General features: G+C 67.7%; 22 protein-coding genes. 13 read left to right on the forward strand and 9 right to left on the reverse strand.

The features are described from left to right. Together glmM and AAC997_RS02610 are read left to right on the forward strand one after the other, a co-directional pair. Window positions 1-1,121: phosphoglucosamine mutase (gene glmM, locus AAC997_RS02605; protein ID WP_340644144.1), on the forward strand; the 1,121-nt coding region annotated here is incomplete at its 5' end. A gap of 190 nt (window positions 1,122-1,311) precedes the next feature. Further along, window positions 1,312-1,464: a hypothetical protein gene (locus AAC997_RS02610; RefSeq protein ID WP_215342423.1), complete on the forward strand. Its 153-nt coding sequence runs from the start codon at window positions 1,312-1,314 to the stop codon at window positions 1,462-1,464. A gap of 69 nt (window positions 1,465-1,533) precedes the next feature. Here the strand turns inward: AAC997_RS02610 and AAC997_RS02615 are convergent, their stop codons facing one another. The 4 genes from AAC997_RS02615 to AAC997_RS02630 form a co-directional block, all read right to left on the reverse strand. After that, on the reverse strand, window positions 1,534-2,835 hold the full coding sequence (locus tag AAC997_RS02615) for a UDP-glucose/GDP-mannose dehydrogenase family protein (protein ID WP_340644145.1): 1,302 nt from the start codon (window positions 2,833-2,835) through the stop codon (window positions 1,534-1,536). 79 nt (window positions 2,836-2,914) lie between these two features. Then, window positions 2,915-4,414 (reverse strand): phosphomannomutase/phosphoglucomutase, encoded by a 1,500-nt coding sequence (locus AAC997_RS02620; RefSeq protein WP_340644146.1) that lies wholly within the window; start codon window positions 4,412-4,414, stop codon window positions 2,915-2,917. 97 nt (window positions 4,415-4,511) lie between these two features. After that, window positions 4,512-5,474, reverse strand: a complete 963-nt coding sequence (locus AAC997_RS02625) for a KpsF/GutQ family sugar-phosphate isomerase (protein WP_340644147.1) — start codon at window positions 5,472-5,474, stop codon at window positions 4,512-4,514. Continuing rightward, a complete protein-coding gene (locus AAC997_RS02630) occupies window positions 5,471-5,716 on the reverse strand; it encodes a hypothetical protein (RefSeq protein WP_340644148.1) in 246 nt (81 codons plus the stop codon). The genes AAC997_RS02625 and AAC997_RS02630 overlap by 4 nt, the downstream gene beginning before the upstream one ends. Window positions 5,717-5,822: 106 nt before the next feature. Between AAC997_RS02630 and gpmA the strand changes: the two genes are divergently transcribed. Then, window positions 5,823-6,539, forward strand: coding sequence for a 2,3-diphosphoglycerate-dependent phosphoglycerate mutase (gpmA, locus tag AAC997_RS02635; protein ID WP_340644149.1), 717 nt, complete (start codon window positions 5,823-5,825; stop codon window positions 6,537-6,539). On the opposite strand, the gene AAC997_RS02640 is transcribed toward gpmA, so the two are convergent. Continuing rightward, entirely contained in the window at window positions 6,536-8,077 is a 1,542-nt protein-coding gene (locus AAC997_RS02640; RefSeq protein WP_340644150.1) for a hypothetical protein, read from the reverse strand. The two genes, gpmA and AAC997_RS02640, sit on opposite strands and share 4 nt — an antisense overlap. Next, window positions 8,074-8,820 (reverse strand): ABC transporter ATP-binding protein, encoded by a 747-nt coding sequence (locus tag AAC997_RS02645; RefSeq protein ID WP_340644151.1) that lies wholly within the window; start codon window positions 8,818-8,820, stop codon window positions 8,074-8,076. Before AAC997_RS02645 ends, AAC997_RS02640 begins: the two co-directional genes overlap by 4 nt. Before the next feature lie 98 nt (window positions 8,821-8,918). Between AAC997_RS02645 and AAC997_RS02650 the strand changes: the two genes are divergently transcribed. The 4 genes from AAC997_RS02650 to AAC997_RS02665 all read left to right on the forward strand — a co-directional run bounded on the left by AAC997_RS02650 (window position 8,919) and on the right by AAC997_RS02665 (window position 12,892). Next, window positions 8,919-9,353, forward strand: a complete 435-nt coding sequence (locus AAC997_RS02650; protein WP_340644152.1) for a bifunctional diaminohydroxyphosphoribosylaminopyrimidine deaminase/5-amino-6-(5-phosphoribosylamino)uracil reductase RibD — start codon at window positions 8,919-8,921, stop codon at window positions 9,351-9,353. Window positions 9,354-9,452: 99 nt separating this feature from the next. Next, a complete protein-coding gene (locus tag AAC997_RS02655; RefSeq protein WP_340644153.1) occupies window positions 9,453-10,712 on the forward strand; it encodes a pentapeptide repeat-containing protein in 1,260 nt (419 codons plus the stop codon). Between the two features lie 86 nt (window positions 10,713-10,798). Next, window positions 10,799-12,064: a pentapeptide repeat-containing protein gene (locus tag AAC997_RS02660; RefSeq protein ID WP_340644154.1), complete on the forward strand. Its 1,266-nt coding sequence runs from the start codon at window positions 10,799-10,801 to the stop codon at window positions 12,062-12,064. A gap of 60 nt (window positions 12,065-12,124) precedes the next feature. Beyond that, entirely contained in the window at window positions 12,125-12,892 is a 768-nt protein-coding gene (locus AAC997_RS02665; protein WP_340644155.1) for a crotonase/enoyl-CoA hydratase family protein, read from the forward strand. Here the strand turns inward: AAC997_RS02665 and AAC997_RS02670 are convergent. Both AAC997_RS02670 and AAC997_RS02675 read right to left on the reverse strand, forming a co-directional pair. Beyond that, on the reverse strand, window positions 12,889-13,326 hold the full coding sequence (locus AAC997_RS02670; protein ID WP_340644156.1) for a hypothetical protein: 438 nt from the start codon (window positions 13,324-13,326) through the stop codon (window positions 12,889-12,891). The genes AAC997_RS02665 and AAC997_RS02670 overlap by 4 nt on opposite strands. A gap of 385 nt (window positions 13,327-13,711) precedes the next feature. Further along, window positions 13,712-14,167, reverse strand: a complete 456-nt coding sequence (locus AAC997_RS02675; protein WP_340644157.1) for an Hsp20 family protein — start codon at window positions 14,165-14,167, stop codon at window positions 13,712-13,714. Between the two features lie 239 nt (window positions 14,168-14,406). Here AAC997_RS02675 and AAC997_RS02680 point away from each other — a divergent pair, with 239 nt between their 5' ends. The 3 genes from AAC997_RS02680 (at window position 14,407) to AAC997_RS02690 (ending at window position 17,116) form a co-directional block, all read left to right on the forward strand. Next, complete coding sequence (locus tag AAC997_RS02680; protein WP_340644158.1) at window positions 14,407-15,243, forward strand: methyltransferase domain-containing protein; 837 nt, start codon at window positions 14,407-14,409, stop codon at window positions 15,241-15,243. 107 nt (window positions 15,244-15,350) lie between these two features. Further along, a complete protein-coding gene (locus tag AAC997_RS02685; RefSeq protein ID WP_340644159.1) occupies window positions 15,351-16,190 on the forward strand; it encodes a methyltransferase in 840 nt (279 codons plus the stop codon). A 5-nt stretch (window positions 16,191-16,195) separates the two neighbouring features. Continuing rightward, window positions 16,196-17,116, forward strand: a complete 921-nt coding sequence (locus tag AAC997_RS02690) for a serine hydrolase (RefSeq protein ID WP_340644160.1) — start codon at window positions 16,196-16,198, stop codon at window positions 17,114-17,116. A 24-nt stretch (window positions 17,117-17,140) separates the two neighbouring features. On the opposite strand, the gene AAC997_RS02695 is transcribed toward AAC997_RS02690, so the two are convergent. After that, window positions 17,141-17,752 (reverse strand): MSMEG_1061 family FMN-dependent PPOX-type flavoprotein, encoded by a 612-nt coding sequence (locus AAC997_RS02695; protein WP_340644161.1) that lies wholly within the window; start codon window positions 17,750-17,752, stop codon window positions 17,141-17,143. A 105-nt stretch (window positions 17,753-17,857) separates the two neighbouring features. On the opposite strand from AAC997_RS02695, the gene AAC997_RS02700 reads away from it, so the two are divergent. From AAC997_RS02700 to AAC997_RS02710, 3 genes are all read left to right on the forward strand, one after another. Next, window positions 17,858-18,346, forward strand: a complete 489-nt coding sequence (locus AAC997_RS02700; protein WP_340644162.1) for a DUF3617 family protein — start codon at window positions 17,858-17,860, stop codon at window positions 18,344-18,346. Window positions 18,347-18,453: 107 nt separating this feature from the next. Continuing rightward, window positions 18,454-18,774, forward strand: a complete 321-nt coding sequence (locus AAC997_RS02705; RefSeq protein ID WP_340644163.1) for an SCP2 sterol-binding domain-containing protein — start codon at window positions 18,454-18,456, stop codon at window positions 18,772-18,774. Further along, window positions 18,767-19,825, forward strand: a 1,059-nt coding sequence (locus tag AAC997_RS02710; protein WP_340644164.1) for an alpha/beta hydrolase, incomplete at its 3' end; no start/stop codon positions are given. The genes AAC997_RS02705 and AAC997_RS02710, both read left to right, overlap by 8 nt.

Here is a 19,825-nt window from a genome sequence, read left to right on the forward strand (position 1 = left end):
TGGGGCCGATGCCGACGCCCGGCGTGGCGATGATGACGCGATCCCTGCGCGCCGACCTCGGCGTGATGATCTCGGCCTCGCACAACGCCTTCATCGACAACGGCATCAAGCTGTTCGGCCCCGACGGCTACAAGCTGTCGGACGAGCGGGAGCTGGAGATCGAGGCCCTGATGGACCAGGGCCTGGCCGACGGCCTGGCCGCGCCGGCCGCCCTGGGCCGCGTCTCCCGCGTGGACGACAGCCAGGCGCGCTATGTGGAGATCGCCAAGGCCACCTTCCCGCGCCGCATGAGCCTGGCGGGCCTTCGGGTGGTGATCGATTGCGCCAATGGGGCGGCCTACAAGGTGGCGCCGCTGGTGCTTTATGAACTGGGCGCCGAGGTCATCAAGATCGGGGTCGATCCCAACGGCGCCAATATCAACGAGGAATGCGGCTCCACCCATCCCGAGGCCATGGTCCGGGCGGTGAGGGAGTATCGCGCCGATATCGGCATCGCGCTCGACGGCGACGCCGACCGCCTGCTGATCTGCGACGAGAAGGGTCACGTGGTCGATGGCGACCAGATCATGGCCCTGATCGCCGACAACTGGGCCAAGCGCGAACGTCTGAACGGCGGCGGCGTGGTGGCCACGGTGATGTCCAACCTGGGCCTGGAGCGCTTCCTGGCCGCCCGCGACCTGAAGCTGGAGCGCACGGCCGTGGGCGATCGTGCGGTGATGGTGCGGATGCGCGAGGGCGGCTTCAACCTTGGCGGTGAACAGTCGGGCCACATGATCCTGTCGGACTTCTCCACCACGGGCGACGGCCTGCTGGCGGCCCTGCAGGTGTTGGCGGTGCTGAAGCAGACCGACAAGCCGATGAGTGACCTGGCTCACCAGTTCGAGCCGGTGCCCCAGCGGCTGGAGAACGTGCGCTTCGCCGGCGGCAAGCCGCTGGAGGATGACCAGGTCAAGAAGGTGCTGGCGGCCGCAGAGTTGCGGTTGGCCGGGAGCGGCAGACTGCTGGTCCGCGCGTCTGGCACCGAGCCCCTGATCCGGGTCATGGCCGAGGGCGACGACGAAAAGCTTGTCCGTGATGTGGTCAAGGAAATCGTCGGGGCCGTGAAAAAAGCCGCCGCCTAGCGTCGTCGTTCATCCGGTGATCGACGACAAGATCGGGTGGCTACACGCGTATTTGAAGGTCCGTGGGCCGGGAAGCGCCTGAACCAAGGGTTTCCTGGGGTGTTCAACCTCCAGAATTCATGTCAGCTTCGTAATGTTAGGGTCGCTCGACCGGCCCGGACGAAGAAGAAGAAGAGATCTGGGAGGACACATGCAGCGTAACCCCGTCATTGCGGGCGTGACGCGAGGACCGATCCGAGCGACCAGCTCCATCGCCTGCCTCGCCTTCGTCGCGCTTCTCGCCGTCGCCTTCTGGGCCGGCGCGCTCTGGATCGGAACCGAACTCTTCAACCTGCTGACCTAGACGCCGTCGCGGGTTGAATCGAGTCGTCCGAGCAACGCCCAGCGGGCGTCGCTCGTGTATGCCTAGGCCTTACGCCCGGCCGATGGAGGCGTATTTGAAGCCGCGCGAGCGCAGGTCTTCGGGCTTGTAGATGTTGCGCAGGTCGACGAGGGTCGGGGTCTTCATCAAGAGCTTGATGCGGTCCAGGTCGAGCGCCCGGAACTGATCCCACTCGGTGATGATCACCAGAACGTCGGCGCCCGTGGCCGCCTCATAGGCGTCGGCCTTGAAGTCCACATCCTTCAGCATGTGCTTGGCCTCTTCCCCCTCGGGGTCGAAGGCCTGGATGCGGGCGCCGAGCGCCTGCAGGGCCGGGATGATATCCAGGGCCGGGGCGTCGCGCATGTCGTCGGTGTTGGGCTTGAAGGTCAGGCCCAGGACCCCGACCGTCTTGCCGGCCAGGTCGCCGTCGAGCGCCTTGGCCACCTTGGCGGACATCGCCTTCTTGCGGGCGTCGTTGATCTCCACCGTGGTCTCGATGAGCCGCACGGGGCTGCCGGCGTCGGTGGCGGTGCGCACGAGCGCCAGGGTGTCCTTGGGGAAGCAGGAGCCGCCATAGCCGGGGCCGGCGTTGAGGAACTTGCCGCCGATCCGCTTGTCCAGGCCGATGCCCTTGGCCACCTGCTGCACGTCGGCGCCCAGGGCCTCGCAGAGGTCGGCGATCTCGTTGATGTAGGTGATCTTCAGGGCCAGGAAGGCGTTGGCGGCGTACTTGATCAGCTCGCTGGTGCGGCGGCTGGTGAAGACGATCGGGGTCTCGTTCAGATAGAGCGGGCGATAGAGTTCGGTCATCACCGGTCGGGCGCGCTCGTCCTCAAGGCCGACGACGACGCGGTCGGGACGCTTGAAGTCCTCGATGGCCGCGCCCTCGCGCAGGAACTCCGGGTTCGAGACCACGGCGAACTGCGCGTCGGGGCGCTTGGCCTTGATGATGCGCTCGATCTCGTCGCCGGTGCCCACCGGCACGGTGGACTTGGTGACGATGACGGTAAAGCCATCCAGCAGGCCGGCGATCTCTTCGGCGGCGGCATAGACATAGGAGAGGTCGGCATGGCCGTCGCCGCGGCGCGAAGGCGTACCCACGGCGATGAACACCGCGTCGGCCTTCTTCACCGCCTCGGCGGCCTCGGTGTCGAAGCTCAGGCGGCCGGCCTTGACGTTCTGGGCCACCAGCAGATCCAGGCCCGGCTCGTAGATCGGAATGCCGCCGGCCTTCAGGCGATCGATCTTCCCGGCATCCTTGTCGATGCAGATCACGTCATGGCCGAAATCGGCGAAGCACGCCCCGCTCACCAGCCCAACATAGCCGGTGCCAATCATCGTCACGTGCATCTTCTATCCCCGAGGTTTCGGCAGCCTTGCGTCAGGCCGGTACATCTTTTTGCGGCGCAGCAAAAGTGGCGCCGGGCGATCAGACTTCCTGGTTGTAGGCGCCGACCTCCGACCGCTTGGCGAGGCGCGGCTTCACCTCTTCGCGGAACAGGGCGCGCATGTCGGCGTCCGACTGGGTGCTCTCCACCACGACGACGATCTCCGGCTTGTTGGAGGAGGCGCGCACCAGGACCCAGGATCCGTCTTCCAGCGCCACGCGGACGCCGTTGACGGTGATCACCTCGACGATCTTCCGTCCCAGGATCGTCCCGCCGGCCTTGGCCAGGGCTTCGTACTCGGCCACCACATCGTCCACCACGCCGTACTTCACCTCGTCGCCGCAGTGGGGCGACATGGTCAGCGAGGTGTAGGCGATGGGCAGGGCGTCCTTCAACTGCGAGAGCTTCTTGTCTGGATTGCGGTCCATCATCGCCAGGATGGCGGCCGCCGCGGTCAGGCCGCAGTCGTAGCCGCGCCCCAGCGGGTCATTGAAGAAGAAATGGCCGCTCTTCTCGAAGCCGGCCAGCGCGCCCAGCTCGGCGGTCTTGCGCTTGATGTAGGAGTGGCCGGTCTTCCAGTAGACGGTCTTCGCGCCGTTGGCGGCCAGGACCGGATCGGTGGCGTAGAGTCCGGTGGACTTCACGTCCACCACGAAGGTGGCGTTCTTGTGCAGAACCGACAGATCGCGGGCCAGCATCAGGCCGATCTTGTCGGCGAAAATCTCCTCGCCGGTGTCGTCCACCACGCCGCATCGGTCGCCGTCGCCGTCGAAGCCCAGAGCCAGGTCGGCGCCGTGCTCGCGCACCGCCTTGGCCATCTCCTGCAGCATCTCGTGGTCTTCGGGGTTGGGATTGTAGCGTGGGAAGGTCCAGTCGAGTTCGCAGTCCATCTCGATGACTTCAACGCCCATGCGACGCAAGGCGTCGGGCGCAAAGGCGCCGGCGGTGCCGTTGCCGCAGGCGCAGACCACCTTCAGCGGACGCTTCACGGCCACCCTGCGGACGATGTCGGCGACATAGCGTTCGGGCACGCCGGTGACGTGGGTCAGGGAGCCGCCGGGCCGCATCTGGCTCAGCCCGCCCAGAACGATCTCCTTCAGGCGGCCCATCTCGACGGGGCCGAAGGTCAGGGGCCGCTGGGCGCCCATCTTCACGCCGGTCCAGCCGTTCTCGTTGTGGCTGGCGGTGACCATGGCCACGCAGGGGGCGTCCTGGTCGAATTGGGCGAAGTAGGCGATGGGCGACAGGGCCAGGCCGATGTCCAGGACCTCGCAGCCGGCGGCCAGCAGGCCCACGGTCAGGGCCTGCTTCACGCTGATGGAGTAGGCGCGGAAGTCGTGGCCGATGACGATCTTGGTCTGACCCAGCTCCTGGATATAGGTCCCCAACCCCAGGCCCAGGGCCTCGATGCCCAGCAGGTTGATGTCGGGCCCCAGCAGCCAGCGCGCATCGTATTCCCGGAAGCCGGTGGCTTTCACCAGCGGATAGATCTCGTAGTCGAGGGTGTTGGGGACGAGGTCGGCGCGCGGAACGGGAAGCATCAGGACTCCATCGTATGTCTTCGGCAGGGGTCTTAGAGGTCTTGAGACCTTAAGACCATGCGAACGTGGGCCGTAAACTTGCGTTTCGTGACGATTGCTAGACGCCGGCGCGCACCAGGTCGTGAACTCGCAAGATTCCGACCGGTTTCGCGCCTTCCACGACGAACAGCACGGTGACCATCGGCAGGGGGTCGCTCATCAGGGCCAGGGCCTCGCCGGCCAGCATGCCGGGGGGCGCGGTCTTCTTCGGACCCGGGGTCATGACCTCGCCGGCGGTGTGGCCCATCAGCCCGTCGAGGTGGCGGCGCAGGTCGCCATCGGTGATCACCCCGCGCAGGGCGCCGTCCGGGCCGGTGACGCCGACGATGCCGAACGCCTTCTCCGTCATCACCAGCAGGGTCTGGGCCATGGGCGTGTCGAGGCCGACGAGCGGCAGTTCGGCCGCGCCGTGCATCAGGTCGCCCACGGTCTGCAGCATGGCGCCCAGCTTGCCGCCGGGGTGGAAGGTCTTGAAATCACGCGCGGTGAAGCCCCGCCTTTCCAGCAGTGCGACGGCGAGCGCGTCGCCCAGCGCGATCTGGAGGGTTGTGGACGTGGTGGGCGCCTTGACCTCCGCAGTAGCCTCGGCGGCGTCGGCCAGCTGCAGCACCACATCAGCGGCCTTGCCCAGCGCGCTCTGCGGGTCGGCGGTCAGCGCGATCAGCGGGATGTGGAAGCGTCGGGAATAGGCAAGGACATCGGCCAACTCCTTCACCTCGCCCGATTTCGACAGGCAGAGCACCACGTCGCCCTCGGCGATCATGCCCAGGTCGCCGTGGCTGGCCTCATTGGCGTGAACGAAGAAGGCCGGCGCGCCGGTGGAGGCGAAGGTGGCGGCGATCTTGCGCGCCACGTGCCCTGACTTGCCGATCCCCGAACAGACGATCTTGCCCTTGGCGGCGTAGAGGATGTCGACGGCCCTGGCGAAGGCCTCGCCGAGCCCGTCGGCCTGCTGGGTCAGGGCGTCGGCCTCGGCGGCCAGCACCCGCCGGCCCACGGCCACGGCGTCGAAATCGCTCATTGGGTCGGCGCTATGGCTTGGCTCTGCAGGTCGGATACCGCCTGCCGGGCCTGGTTGATACGCTTGTTGGAGGCTTCGGTCTCCCGCTTCATGGCCGCCTGCACCGCAGGCGTCCGCTGGGTCGGGGTGCGGCCAAACACGCCGGGCGCGCGGTCGCCCAGCCCCTGGGGCCAGACAAGGGCCAGCGCCACCATCATAAGGGCGGCGAGGGCGATAGCGGGGAAGAACAGGCGGTCACGCATGGTCGGGTCGATATAGCGGCTCGAATCGCCCCGGGCCAGCGAACCCTTGACCTCTTCTCCGCTGCACCCTAGCCCGCAGGGCTCGACAGCCAACGGAGGTTTCCCAGTGCCCACCCTGATCCTGCTGCGCCATGGCCAGAGCCGCTGGAACCTCGAAGACCGTTTCACCGGCTGGGTGGATGTGGACCTGACGCCCGAAGGTGAGGCCCAGGCGACCAAGGGCGGTGAGTTGATCAAGGCCGCCGGGATCCAGATCGACCGCGCCTTCACCTCGGTCCTGACCCGCGCCATCCGCACCTGCTGGCTGGCCCTGACCTCGGCGGGCCAGGTTTTCGTGCCCGAGACCAAGGACTGGCGGCTGAATGAGCGGCACTACGGCGGGCTCACCGGCCTGAACAAGACCGAGACCGCCGCCAAGCACGGTGATGACCAGGTGAAGGTCTGGCGCCGTTCCTACGATGTGCCGCCGCCGCCGCTCGCCCCTGGCGGCGAGTTCGATTTCGCCAAGGATCGCCGCTACGCCGGCGCGACCCTGCCCGACACCGAGAGCCTGAAGACCACCCTGGACCGGGTCGAGCCATATTGGGCCGCCGAGATCGCGCCGAAGCTGGCCGCCGGCGAAACGGTGCTGGTGGCCGCCCACGGCAATTCCCTGCGCGCCATCGTCAAGCTGCTGTACGCCCTGTCGTCCGACGCGATCATCGACGTGGAGGTGCCCACCGGAAATCCGCTGCTGATCGAACTGGACGCCGCCCTGAAGCCCGTCTCGGCTCGCTATCTCGACGAGGCCCGCGCGACCAAGCTTCCGACCTACGGGGCTTAACGCACGGCCACCCGGAGGGCCTGGGCGATCTGGGCGTCGGAGCGGCGCATGATCAGCAGCAGTAGTCCCGCCACCGCGGCCGGGATCGCCGCCCAGAGCTGACCGGCGGCGGCCAGACCTGTGGCCCCGGCGATGCTGCCGCCCACAACCACCTCGGCGAGGGTGGAGAACCAGCTGGAACCGCGGCGGCGGCGAAACTCCGAGCGCTTGGCCGGCCGCTGATACCAGATGTTGATCAGGCCGTTGGCGAGGGCCGCGGCGGTACAGCCGACGGCGGCGGCCAGACCGACCCCGGGCTCCAGCACGACCAGGACGGCCAGGATCGGCGTCAGCAGGACCGCGACGGGAATGAAGGCGGCGGTCAGCTTGGCCCGGCGCGCGCTTGCGATAGGGGTCGGCGCGCAGGCGATCAGGTCCGGAGCGTCCTCGGCCGAAACGGTGATCCAGGCCAGGCTCGCGGCGACCTGCCCGGCCACGAAGGTCAGGGCCGCGGCCCCGCCCGGCAGGGCGAGGAGCGAATGGCTCCCGGCGTTGCGCACCAGTAGGAAACCTAGCGGCAGCAGATACAGCACCCGCAGCATCACCTGGGACATCAGGGCCGCGTCGCGGCTCATCAGCCGCAGTTCCTTGCGCACGGTGGCCGCGAAGGCGCCGCCCGTGAAGGCCACCGGCTTGGTGCGCGCCTTCACCGCGCTGGCCTCCGCCCCCGCCGCCGCCGCTGAATCGGCGGCGAAGCGCGCGCCAAGCCACAGGGAGACGCCTGTGAACATCGCCAGCGCGACGGCCAGCAGGATCAGCACCGCGACGGGATCCCCCAACAGCGCGCGCAGGGGCAGGTCGGCGCCGGGCGGCATCACGAAGCGCGGGTCCGTCGCAGCGGCCAACAGGTCGTTCCAGACCGATCCCACCGACCCGCCGAAGATGTTTCGCGCCTGGGTGACGAGGAAGAATCCCGCTCCAATCAAGGCCGAGGCGACCTGCGCGATGGTGCGGGTCCGGCGCGGGCCGATGGCGGCGAACATGCCCATCGCCACGACCAGGCCGCAGGCGGTGGCGGCGATAGCCACCGCCGCCAGCACCAGGAAGGCCGATAGCCAGGCGGGGTGGCCGATCAGGGCGATGGGGATCAGAAAGGGGCCGAGGAAGGCCGAGAACACCAGGAACAGGTTCAGGGCGATGGTCGCGAACCGCACGGTCAGCACCTTGCGCGGGTCGATCGGCGAAGAGAACAGCAGGTCAAGGTCGCCCCGGTCGTAGAGGACATCGGCGGCGGCGGCCAAGGTCTGGGACAGCATCAGGCTGAACATCACCGCCAGGATGGCGTCGGCCAGCAGGATGCCAGTGGGGCTGACACTCACCTCCACCCGGCGCAGCATCAGGCCGATGGGCACCCCGCCTACCAGGGTCACCAGCCCGACGCTGGCCAGCGCGATCCAACCGCCGCGGCGGTTCTCGCCACGCTTGGCCAGCAGGGTGCGCCAGCCCAGCCGCATCTCGTGGGCCAGCAGCCAGAGGGTCGATCCCGGCGCGGCGATCACGCGGGCGCAGTCTCGGCTTGCCCTGTGAGATCGAGGAACAGATCCTCCAGGCTGGCGGCGCCGTCACCGGCGCGGGCCCGAAGTTCGTCCAGGCGCCCCTCGGTGAGCAGGCGACCGTGCTGGATGATGCCGATGCGGTCGGCCATCCGCTCGGCCACCTCCAGGATGTGGGTGGTGAGGATCACCGTGGCGCCGGCCCGCGTGCGGGCGGTCAGCAGGTCCTTAACCTGGCGCGCGGCGCCGGCGTCCAGGCCGGTGAGCGGCTCATCGAGGATCAGCAGCCTGGGATCGTGGATCAGGGCGCCGGCCAGGGCCGTCTTCTGCTTCATGCCCCGGGAGAAGCCCTCGCAGCGGCGCCCGCGTTCGTCCCAAAGGCCCAGCATCCGCAACAGTTCCTCCGACCGCGCGCGGGCCGTCCCGGCCTCGACGCCCCAGAGCCCGGCCACGAATTCCAGATATTCCAGGGGCGTCAGGCGGTCGTAGAGCATCGGCTCATCCGGCGCCCAGGCGATGAGCCGTTTGGCGGCCATGGGGTCGGCGAGCGCATCGACGCCGAACACCCGGATCGACCCGGTGTCGGGTTTCAACAGCCCCGCCACCATGCGCAGAGTTGTGGTCTTGCCCGCCCCGTTGGGCCCCAGCAGGGCGTAGAGTTCACCCGAACGCACGGTCAGGTTCAGGTCGTCCACGGCGGGCGTCCGGAAGGTCTTGTTGAGGCCCTTGATCACCAGTGCGTCGGTCACGAAGCCCCTCCCGTCCAGACCCGACTATGGGCGAGAGGCGATGGGGGCTCAACCACGCGGGGTTGCGGGGAGTGCGGTGGGCGCCTCACAACCCTGGCATGACCGATGAAGACCACATGCGCCGCGCCATCGCGCTTGCCCGCACCCACCTTGGGAAGACGGCCATTAACCCGACGGTGGGGTGCGTCATTGTGGCCGACGGTGCGGTGGTCGGCGAGGGTGTCACTCAGATCGGCGGCCGTCCGCACGCGGAGGAACAGGCTCTCGATCAAGCGGGCAGGGCCGCCCGCGGCGCGGTCGCCTATGTCACGCTGGAACCCTGCGGCCAGAGGTCCGCCGGGACCGCCTCATGCTCGGAACGGCTTGTGGCGTCAGGGATTTCGCGTGTCGTCATCGCCTGCACGGACGCCTCAACCTATGCGTCGGGGCGGGGGACTGACCGGTTGCGGGCCGCGGGCATGGTGGTGGAACTGGGCCTATTGCAGACCGAGGCTGAGAGCCTCTACGCCGACTATGAGCCGCCCAAGGCTTAATGATTCTTCACCCTGATTTTCGCTAAGTCGCGGAAACAGCGTGTTAATTACGAGAACCTATTCTGGGGATAGTTAAGTTCAGGGTTCCCCCAGCCTCCCATGTCGCTTCAAACCGCAACCATCCAGGATCTCCAGCCCCTCACCCAGGCTGAGGTCGACCTCATCTGCGCCAAGCACGACCGGCTCTGGACCTCCAAGCCCGGCGGCGCCCGGGCGGTGTTCGCCTGGAGAAATCTGACGGGGTTGGACCTGCGCGGCCGCAATCTGTGCGACGGCGATTTCACCGGCGCGATCCTTTCCGATTGTCAGCTTCAGGGTGCGCGCCTGGACCATGCCAACCTGTTCGGCGCGGACCTGCAGAACGCGAACCTCACCGAGGCCTCCATGCGGCGGGCCGATCTGCGCGGCGCCTGCCTGCGCAACGCCAACCTCACCGGCGCCGACCTGTTCGAATGCGATCTGCGTGAAGGCGCGATCGCCTCGGTGGACCGTGTCCATGGCCTGAAGGTCATGGAGCACCACAACCGGGTGGGCGAAATGCAAGGCGCCATCCTGGCCGGCGCCAACCTGGAGCGGTCGCGGCTGTCGGGGGTCATGGCCGTGCGGGCCGACTTTACCGATGCGGTGCTCAAGGACGCCAAGCTGGTTAGGGCCAACCTCAAGCAATGCACGCTCACCGGCGCCAACATGGCCGGCGCCGACCTCTCCGGCGCCGACCTCGCGGGCGCGGACCTGCGCGATTGTATCCTGGTGGGCGCCAAGACCTTTTCCTGGAACGTCAGCCAGGCCGACATGCGCGGCGCGCTCACCGACCAGCCCTCGGGCAAGGCGGTTGCAGACCTGCCCTACAAGAACATGATCCGCGACCACGCGCGTTGGTGCGAGACCGGCGGGGCGGAGGGCTCGCCCAGTGTGTTCGACAACGCCGACCTGCGCGCGCTCGAGACAGTGCGCGGCTTCAACCTGACCGCGTTGTCGGCCAAGGGGGCGGTGTTCTACGGCCTCGACATGGAGGGCGTGCAGCTTCAGGGCGCCAATCTGGAGGGCGCCGACCTGCGGGCCTGCAACCTGCGGCGCGCCGACCTGCGGGGTGCGCGGATCATGGGCGCCAAGCTGGCCAGCGCCGACCTGCGCGATGCGCAGATGGGTCCGCTGCTGTTGGGAGGGGACCGCATCCTGCCCTGTAACCTCACCGGCGCCAGTCTGAAGAACGCCGACCTGGCCCGAGCAGACCTGCGACATGTGCTGTTGGTGGACGCCGATCTGAGTCGCGCCAACTTCACGAACGCCCAGTTGCGGCAGGCAAACCTCACCGGCGCCCAGAAGTGGGGCGCGCGAGGTCTGGGCGAGACAATTTGATCATCTTGCTGGCCGCTTAAGGGTTCGGTTGCATCTGGGGTCTAGACAGGTCTGAAGGATCGTCGTTCGCCAAAGAGCCAGACCGCATGTCCAGCATCACCTTGTCCGGTCGAAGAAAGCTCTCTCCCGGCGAGATCGAGCTGATGGTCTCCAGCCATGAAAAGTTCATCGCCGGCCGGCCCGGCGGCAAGCGTGCGATCCTGAAGTTCGTGGATCTGTCGGGGGCCGACCTGGCCGGCCGCAACCTGTCGGACGCCGATGTTTCAGCCTCGATCTTCGACGGGGCGAAGATGGCCGGGATCAATCTGGAACGCGCCATTCTGTTCGGCTGCGACCTGCGAAAGGCTGATCTGCGCGGCGCGCGCCTTGTTCGCGCCGACCTGCGCGGCGCCTGTCTGCGGGGCGCCAACCTGTCCCAGGCCGACCTGACCCAGGCCGATTTCCGCGTTGGTCATGTCGCCATCCCACACCCCTCCAAGGGCCTGGCCTCGGTGGTCCACGAAACCCGCGAGGGTCAGCTCGACAACGCCATCTTCGCCGGCGCCACCCTGGACGGTTCCCAGCTCAACGACGCCTCGGTCTTCGCCTCGGACTTCAGTGACTGTTCCCTCAAGGGCGCCAAGATGTCCGGGGCAAACCTGAAGGACGCCAATCTGTCGGGCGCCATGCTGGACGGCGCCGATGTGGCCAACACCAATTTCGAGGGCGCGAACCTTTCCTTCGCGACCATGACCGGGGTCGATGTGGCCCAGGCCCGGACCTACGGCGCCAACATGGCCGGCGCCATGAGCGCCCCCAGCGCCGAAGTCGTCGAACGGGCCGAGGAACTGTTCGCTCGCGCCCAGGCCAACCATCTCTGGTGCCAGACTGGCGGTCGTGAGGGAAAACCCGCGACCTTCGACCAGGAGGATCTAAGGCCGCTGGCCGGCCGCCTGCGGGGCTTGCGGCTCAGCGCCATGAGCGCCAAGAGCGCGATCATGGTCGGGCTCGATCTCACCGGCGTCCACCTGCAGGGCGCCAATCTGGAGGCAGCCGACCTGCGCGGCGTTCGCATGTCGGACGCCGACGCCCGTGGGGCGCGGCTGACCGGCGCCAACCTCACCAAGGCCGACCTGCGGGGCGCCATCTTCGCGCCCCTGCCCCTCAATGCGACCCGCCAGACCCCCGCCAACTTCGAACGGGCCAATGTCCGCTACGCCCTGGCTCAAGGGGCCGACATGACCGGGGCGATCCTGGACGGCGCCGACCTGCGCGGCTGCGACCTCACCGCGGCCAGGCTTGGCGGAGCCAGCGTCCGCGACGTGCAGCTGCACGCGACCCTCGGCTTCGAGCTCGCCCGCGCGGCGGCCTGAGCCTTCGCTGACGCCACGTCAGAGGCGTAGCCTGACCTTTCAACCCGAGAGGAGGCTCCCGTGCAGACTGTCAGTGTGGAAACCCGCGGCCGGATCGCCATCGTCACCATCGAGCGGCCGGAGGCGCGCAACGCTGTCGACGCGCCAACGGCTCAACAACTCTATAACGCCTTCAAGACCTTTGACGCCGACCCGGACCTGGATGTCGCTGTCCTGCAGGGGCGGGGCGGGGCCTTCTGCGCCGGCGCCGATCTCAAGGGCGTCAGCGAGGGGCGGGGCAATCCCGTGCATCGCGAGGGCGACCTTGGCCCCATGGGCTGCACGCGCCTGGAACTCTCCAAGCCGGTGATCGCTGCCATCGAGGGCCACGCGGTGGCCGGCGGCATTGAGGTGGCGGCCTGGTGCGACCTGCGGGTGGCCGCGGAGGGGGCGATCTTCGGGGTGTTTTGCCGCCGGTTCGGCGTGCCGCTGATCGATCTCGGGACCGTGCGCCTGCCGCGGCTGATCGGACACTCGCGCGCCATGGACCTGATCCTGACCGGGCGACCTGTCGAGGCGGCGGAAGCCTACGCTATCGGCCTGGCCAATCGGCTTGTGCCCAAGGGTGCGGCGCTGGAGAGCGCCCTGGAGTTGGCCGGCCAGCTCTCAGCCTTCCCCCAGGCCTGCCTGCGCAGCGATCGCGCCTCAGCCATCGCCCAATGGTCGATGGACTGGGACGCGGCCACGTTGAACGAAGCCGACCTTGGCCGCGACACTCTCAGGTCCGGGTCAGCGGCGCAGGGCGCGGCCCGGTTCGCGGCCGGCGAGGGTCGGCACGGGACATTTTAATTGTCGGGCGGACGGAGGCCCGCGCGCATCTCCGCGCCGGTCACGATCCCGTTCTTGTCGGCGTCCAGCCGGATGAAGCGGTCGCGGGCATGGGCTTCGACATCGGCCTGGGTGATCTTTCCGTCGGTGTCGGTGTCGGCGCGCATCAACCGTCCGCCGGCGCCCCAGCGAGGCCCGGACACGTCCCGGTCCGCGCGCGCCTGTTCGAGTTCCTCGGTGGTCACCTTGCCGTCCTGGTTCCGGTCGGCTGCGGCGAACCGCTCCCGGGCATGGGCCAGCATATCGTCAAGCGTCCGGGGCTCGGCCAGGCGGACCGGGGTGGCTGTCGCCGAGGTCCTGGGATCGATCGCCGCGACGCTCTTCTCAGCCTTTGGGGCGCAGGCGGCGAGCGCCATGAGGGCGACGAGACCGACGGTGGAGACAAAGCTCTTCATGCTGTCCTTCTAGGGGTCAGCGCGACCAGGAGCAGCGAGGGTTCCCGGGCGGCGACACTTGGTTGCTGTTGGCGATCATCATGGGCGTGCGGCGCAGCGGAAGCGGCCGTTCCGGCCAGCAAAGAGAGGGCGCGCGCCCCGCCGCAAATGGTCTTCATTGCGAACTCCATAGACTGTTCTTGTGATTTGAATATGTCATCACCGATCTGATCCCGGTCTGAACGCGAAAGATCATCTTCAGTTCATGACATTTCTCCTCTGAAACCTTTGTGTTTCAGGGTGAATACAATTGGCTGTCTGGACGCGTCGGTCTGCAGCAATGGGCACGGAAAAGGGCGGCGCGTCGCCGCGCCGCCCTTCCAGTGGGCCAGCCTAAGGGGGGGGCTTAGGCGGCCTTTTCACCTTCGATCAGCGGGGCGGTCTCGCCCGTGGCGATGTCGATCCGGCGGGGCTTGAGGGCCTCGGGGAGTTCGCGCACCAGGGAGATGGCCAGCAGACCGTCGGAGAGCTTGGCCTCGGTGACCACCACATAGTCGGCCAGCTGGAACCGTCGCTCGAAGTCACGCTCGGCGAGGCCGCGGTGCAGGAAGCTGCGCTGGTCGTCGTTTGCGGCCTTGCGGCCTTGGACGGTGAGGAGGTTTTCCTTCACCTCGATATTGAGTTCATCGGAACGGAAACCGGCCACCGCGATCTCGATGCGGTAGGCGTTCTCGTCGGTGCGCTCGATGTTGTAGGGCGGATAGCCGGTGGCGGCCTCCGCGGTGGCCGTCTCGAGCAGGGCCGCGAGCCGGTCGAAGCCCACGACGGAGCGATAGAGGGGGGCGAAATCAACAGTACGCATGTGGTGACATCCTTCTTGGCTTAAGCAAGGTTGCAGGTCAGGGATGCAGGTTCAGCACGCACCGAAGTCTCGCGCCGCCTGGAAGGCCCGGAAATCCAGCGCCTTCGAGTGATTAGGTAGGAACCGGTTTCGCCGCTTCAAGGGCTTGTTCTGACGCAAACGTCATGGCGTGGCCCCTTGCCAGGAAAGGCTTGGCCATTAGGGTCGCCGCACCTTCCAAACACCTTGAGGTTTCACGGATGTCCGCCCGCTCGCTCGCCCTGCTCTCCGCCGTCGCGCTCATCAGCCTGGCGCCCACCGCCCATGCCGAGGACAAGGCGCTGCAGGCCGCCGTCGCCGGCCCGGTCCGCACCGAGGCCAACAACGCCCGTGACGGCGCCCGCCATCCCGCCGAAACCCTGGCTTTCTGGGGCGTGAAGCCCAAGCAGACCATTATCGAGATCTCGCCCGGCGGCGGCTACTGGACCGAGATCCTGGCGCCCTACGCCAAGGCCACGGGCGGGACCTACATCGCCAGCGCCGCCGACCTGGACAATGCGAAGCTCTCCGACGGCGCCCGCAAGGGCCGGGCCGCCTTTGAGGCCAAGTACGCCGATGAGGCCAAGTTCGGGAAGGTCGGCCTCGTCAACTTCGGGACGGAGTCCAAGCCGCTGGGGCAGGCCTCGGCCGACATGGTCATCACCGCCCGCAACATCCACAACTGGCTCTGGCAGCCGCCGATGCTCGACAAGGCGATGGCCGATTTCTACACGGTGCTGAAGCCGGGCGGCGTGCTGGCGGTGGAGGAACACCGCGCCGATCCCCGGCCGCAGAACGCCGACGCCCGAGACGGCTACGTCGCCACGGCGACCGTGGTGGCGGCCGCCGAGAAGGCCGGCTTCAAGCTGGCCGCATCCTCCGAGATCAACGCCAACCCCAAGGACACCAAGGACCATCCCTTCGGCGTTTGGACCCTGCCGCCGTCGCGCACCAGCAGCCAGGGTGGCAAGCCCGCCGATCCCGCCTTTGACCGCGCCAAGTACGACGCCATCGGTGAGAGCGACCGCATGACCCTACGCTTCGTCAAACCTCGCTGACGGGCGCGGTTTTTGACCGCCCTTCCAACGCAGTCTACTGCGGTGAGGCGTTTCGATAGGGGTGCGGTTTCGTAATGCTCTCAACGGTTTCTCTGTCGCGGCGCGCGATGATCGGCTCGACACTGGCGCTCGCCGCCTGCGGCAAGAAGGCCGACAAGCCGCCAACCGCCAAGGCTGGCCCCATGACCCTTGACCAGGTGGTGGCCGGCGCCTGGCGCGACCCCACCGACAAGGCGCGCGATCTGTGGCGCCATCCCGTGGAGACGCTGGAGTTCTTCCGCCTGGCGCCGGGGCAAACGGTGGTGGAATTCTGGCCCGGGGCGGGCTGGTTCACCGATATCCTGGCCCCTTATCTGGCGGCCACCGACGGGAAGCTGTTCGCCGCCGACCTGCAGACCAATGACCCCGGCGAACCGGCCGCCGCCGAGATCGTCGCCGCCTATCGCCGCAAGCTGCGCGCCAAGCCCAAGCTCTATGGCGACGTGGAGATCACCTCCTTTGGCCCCACCAGCGGCGCGGTGGCCCCGGCCGGTTCGGCCGACCTGGTTCTCTTCCTTCGCAACCTGCACAACTGGATGGCCGCCGGCATCGCCGAGAAGGCCTTTCATGACGCCTTCGTGGCCCTCAAGCCGGGCGGCGTGCTGGGGGTCGAGGAGCATCGGGCCTCGGCCGGCATCGTGCAGGACGTGCTGGCTGGCGACGGCTATGTACAGCAGGCCTACGCCATTCAGTTGGCCAAGGAGGCCGGGTTCATCCTCGACAAGACCTCGGAGATCAACGCCAACCCCAAGGACACCAAGGACCATCCCTTCGGGGTCTGGACCCTGCCGCCGGTACGCCGGTCCTCGCCGCGGGGCCAGCCAGCCGATCCGACCTTCAACCATGCCAAGTATGACGAGATCGGCGAGAGCGACCGGATGACCCTGCGCTTCGTCAAGCCGACCTGATTCGTATGGCTGCCCCCGACATCTCCGAGATCGCCGCCGGTTTCGCCGCGGCCGGCTGCGACGGCGCCTTGCACGTCCTCGACCTGGACACCGGCGCGGAGGCAGGGTTCGAGCCCGACCGGCCCGTGGTCCCAGCCTCGGTCTTCAAGGTCCTGGTGGCCCTGGAGTTCTATGCGCGTGCGGCGGAAGGTGAGATCGATCCGGCCAAGCAGGTGGACCTGCGCCCGGCTGTCGTGACGCCCGGTCCGGTGGGGCTGTCGAACTTTCAGGATCCCGTACGCCTGTCCCTGCGCGACCTCGCCCGGATGATGCTGACCCTCAGCGACAATGCCGCCACCGACCTCTTGATCGGCCGGGTCGGCCTCGACGCGATCAATGCGCGGGCCGTCAGCTGCGGCTGCCGGGAGACCCGGATCGTCAGCGACCTGAGGACGATGCTGGACAGCATGGCGGTGGAGCTGGAGTTCCGGAACTACGCCGAGCTGCTGGCCGCTCAGTCGGGCAAGCTGGGCCCCGCCGCCCAGGCCGGCGGCACGGACCCCGCCCGTATCGCCGCGGTCTCTGCGCTTGATCCCGCGCGCGGCTCTCGGACCACGGCGAGGGATATGACCACGCTGCTGGCCGCCATCTGGAATGACACCGCGGCCATGCCGCAGGCCTGCGCCATGTTGCGCGAGGTGATGGACCAGCAGGTCACCCGACGCCTGGAGGCGGCGGTGCCGGACGGCGGGGCGTTGGCCGCCAAGAGCGGCGGCCTGTTCGGGCGCGTGCGCAATGAGGTGGGCGTGATCACCTGGCCCGACGGCGCGCGCTACGCCGTGGCCGTCTTCACTCAGGCGCACAAACCTTTCACAGGCGCCGCCGCCATCAACCGCCAGATGGCGCGCGCGGTGAAATCGGGCATCGACGCTCTATGGGCAGGCTGACCTTCCGCCCCTGACGTGCGGCGATCAGAGCTGGGTCTTGTAGTCGGCGAGGATCACCTCGTTGGTGACCGGCACCTCACCCATGTTCAGCTGGTCGAAGATGACCTCCGCCAGGCTGGGCAGAGCGGAGCGGTCCACCTGGGCCTCGGGGTCCCATAGTCTGCCGCGCATGATCGCCTTGGGGCAGTGGAAGAAGGCCTCCTCCACGGTGATCGACAGCACCAGGCGCGGGGTCTTCCCGAACTCCACGAACGCCCCCAACAAGTCGGGATCGGCGCTGGCGCTCGCCTTGCCATTCACCCGATAGACGTCGTCGAAGCCGGGGATCATGAACATCAAGCCGATGCGGCCAGATCCGGCCAGCAGGTTGCGGAGCGTGTCGAGGCGGTTGTTGCCCGGCCGGTCGGGCAGGAACAGCGTCAGCCCGTTCTCGCTGACATGCACAAAGCCGGGCTCCCCGCCGCGCGGCGAGACGTCGATCGATCCGTCGGGGCCGGCCGAGGACACCACGCAGAACGGCGACAGGGCGATGAAGCTCTTGCCGTGCCTGTCGACAGCAGCCAGGGCCTTGTCGATCACCAGCTTGCCCGGCCGGCGGTAGATCTGATCCAGGTCGGTGAGTTCCAGCGTCTTCATGACGGCCTCCTCGTTATTGCGAAGCGTTCTCAACTATGCGCGCCGCGTCCCCAATGTGCAAGATGAACGGGACCCGAAACACCGGGTCAGGAATGAGCCACCTTGATGCGCTATTCTGTCAGCATCATTCGGATCGAGAGCTGGAACATGTTGCGCATCCTCACTGCAGGACTGATCACCTTGGCCGCCGTCGCGTCTTCGGCCGCGGCCGTCGCCGAGGAGCCGACCATCCAGCCCGGCTATTGGGAAGTCACCAACAAGGTCCAGGCGGTGATCAGCCAGACCAAGAAGGAGCGGCGCTGCATCACGCCCTCGGAGGTGGCCAAGTTCACCCTGGGTCCCAGCAACCGCCACTACAGTTGCACCTATCCGACCCGGGTCTTCCAGGACGGCAAGATCACCCTGAAGGGAACCTGCGCCAGCAAGAAGGGCCGCCGGGTCGCCATCGAGGCGACGGGCTCCTATTCGCCCAGCACGTTCAAGATGGTTGCCGAAGTGGACACCACCTATGCCGGCCTGCCGTTGGGGGGCCGCTTCACCACCGATGCGCGCCGCTTGGGCGACGCCTGTCCCGCTCCGGTCAAGCCGGGCTGATACGGGCCGCGCAAACCCCTCGCCAACTCTGTGAAAAGCGTCGCCGTTTACATCAATCGCCCGAGAGGCGAAGGTGCCCCCCTCATCCACCGGGTAGGGCCGAATCCTTGGCGAGCTTGCAGGAACTGACGGAACGGGTGCGGACGGGGGTCGGCGACGACTCCGGCCTTGGCAAATCCGTGAAGTTCGACCTCAAGGGCGAAGGCTTCATCCACATCGACGGCGGGGTCGTGAGCAATGACGACAAGCCCGCAGACCTGACCATCACCGTCAGCCAGAACGACATGAAGGCCATGGGCAAGCGCGAGCTCGATCCCATGACCGCGGTGATGAAGGGGCGCATGAGACTCTCCGACATGGGCCTGGCCATGTCTCTGCAGCCCCAGGTTCAGCAGCTTTTCTCCAAGATGGTGGCCGAGCATGGCTGAGGCCGCACCCCTGGTCTCCATCCCCAGCGCCCCCATCCCTGCGGGTGGCGCGGCCGAGTGGGTCGTCAGCTCCGGCGGCGCGAAACTGCGCGCGGCCCTGTTCAAGCCCAAGGGCGCCTCGCGGGGCTCGGTGGTGCTGAGCACTGGCCGCACCGAACACATCGAGAAGTATTTCGAGGTGGTCGAGGATCTCACCGGCCGGGGATTCACGGTGCTGGTCCAGGAGTGGCGCGGCCAGGGCCTGTCCCATCGCGAACTGCCCGACCGGCTGAAGGGCCACGCCTACGGCTACCAGACCTTCGTCGACGACTACCACGCCATCCTGGCGGCCTTCGAGGCGCGGCTGCCCAAGCCCTGGATCGCGGTCGGCCATTCCATGGGCGGCTGTCTGACCTTGCTGGCGCTGGCCAAGGGCGAGTCCCCCCGCTTTGCCGGCGCCGTGCTCTGCGCGCCGATGCTTGGGGTGCGGACAGGAACCACGCCGCTTTACCAGGCCAAGCTGATGGCCGGCTTCCAGAGCCTGATCGGCCGTGGCGGCCGCTATGTTCAGGACCAGCCGGCCGACCCGTTCAACGAAGTCTTCGAGGGCAATGTCCTCACCCACGATCCCGTCCGGTTCGCACGCACCCGGGCGCAGGTGGCGGCCAATCGGGACCTGGCGCTGGGCAGCCCCACCTGGGGCTGGCTCGATTTCGCGTTCCGCGCCACCGCCTACCTCGCCAATCCCGCAAACCTGCGGAGCGTCAAGATCCCCGTGGTCATCGTTTCGGCCGAAGACGACAAGCTTGTCCTCGACGACGCCCAACGATCGGTCGCATCACACTTGCCCGAGGGCGAATTCGTCAGCGTGGCCGGCTCCTACCATGAGATTCTTATGGAAACGAACAACAAGCGCTCCGGCTTCTGGGCCGCCTTCGACTCCCTGATCGGCAAGCTCACCGGCGCCAAGCCGGCCCCGGCCAAGCCTGCCGCCGTCGCTCCGGCGCCCGCCCCCAAGCCTGCTCCGGCGCCGGTCGCCGCTGCGCCGAAGCCGGCGGCCTTCGGAACCGCG

This window comes from Phenylobacterium sp., from assembly GCF_037968635.1.
Taxonomy (GTDB): domain Bacteria; phylum Pseudomonadota; class Alphaproteobacteria; order Caulobacterales; family Caulobacteraceae; genus Phenylobacterium.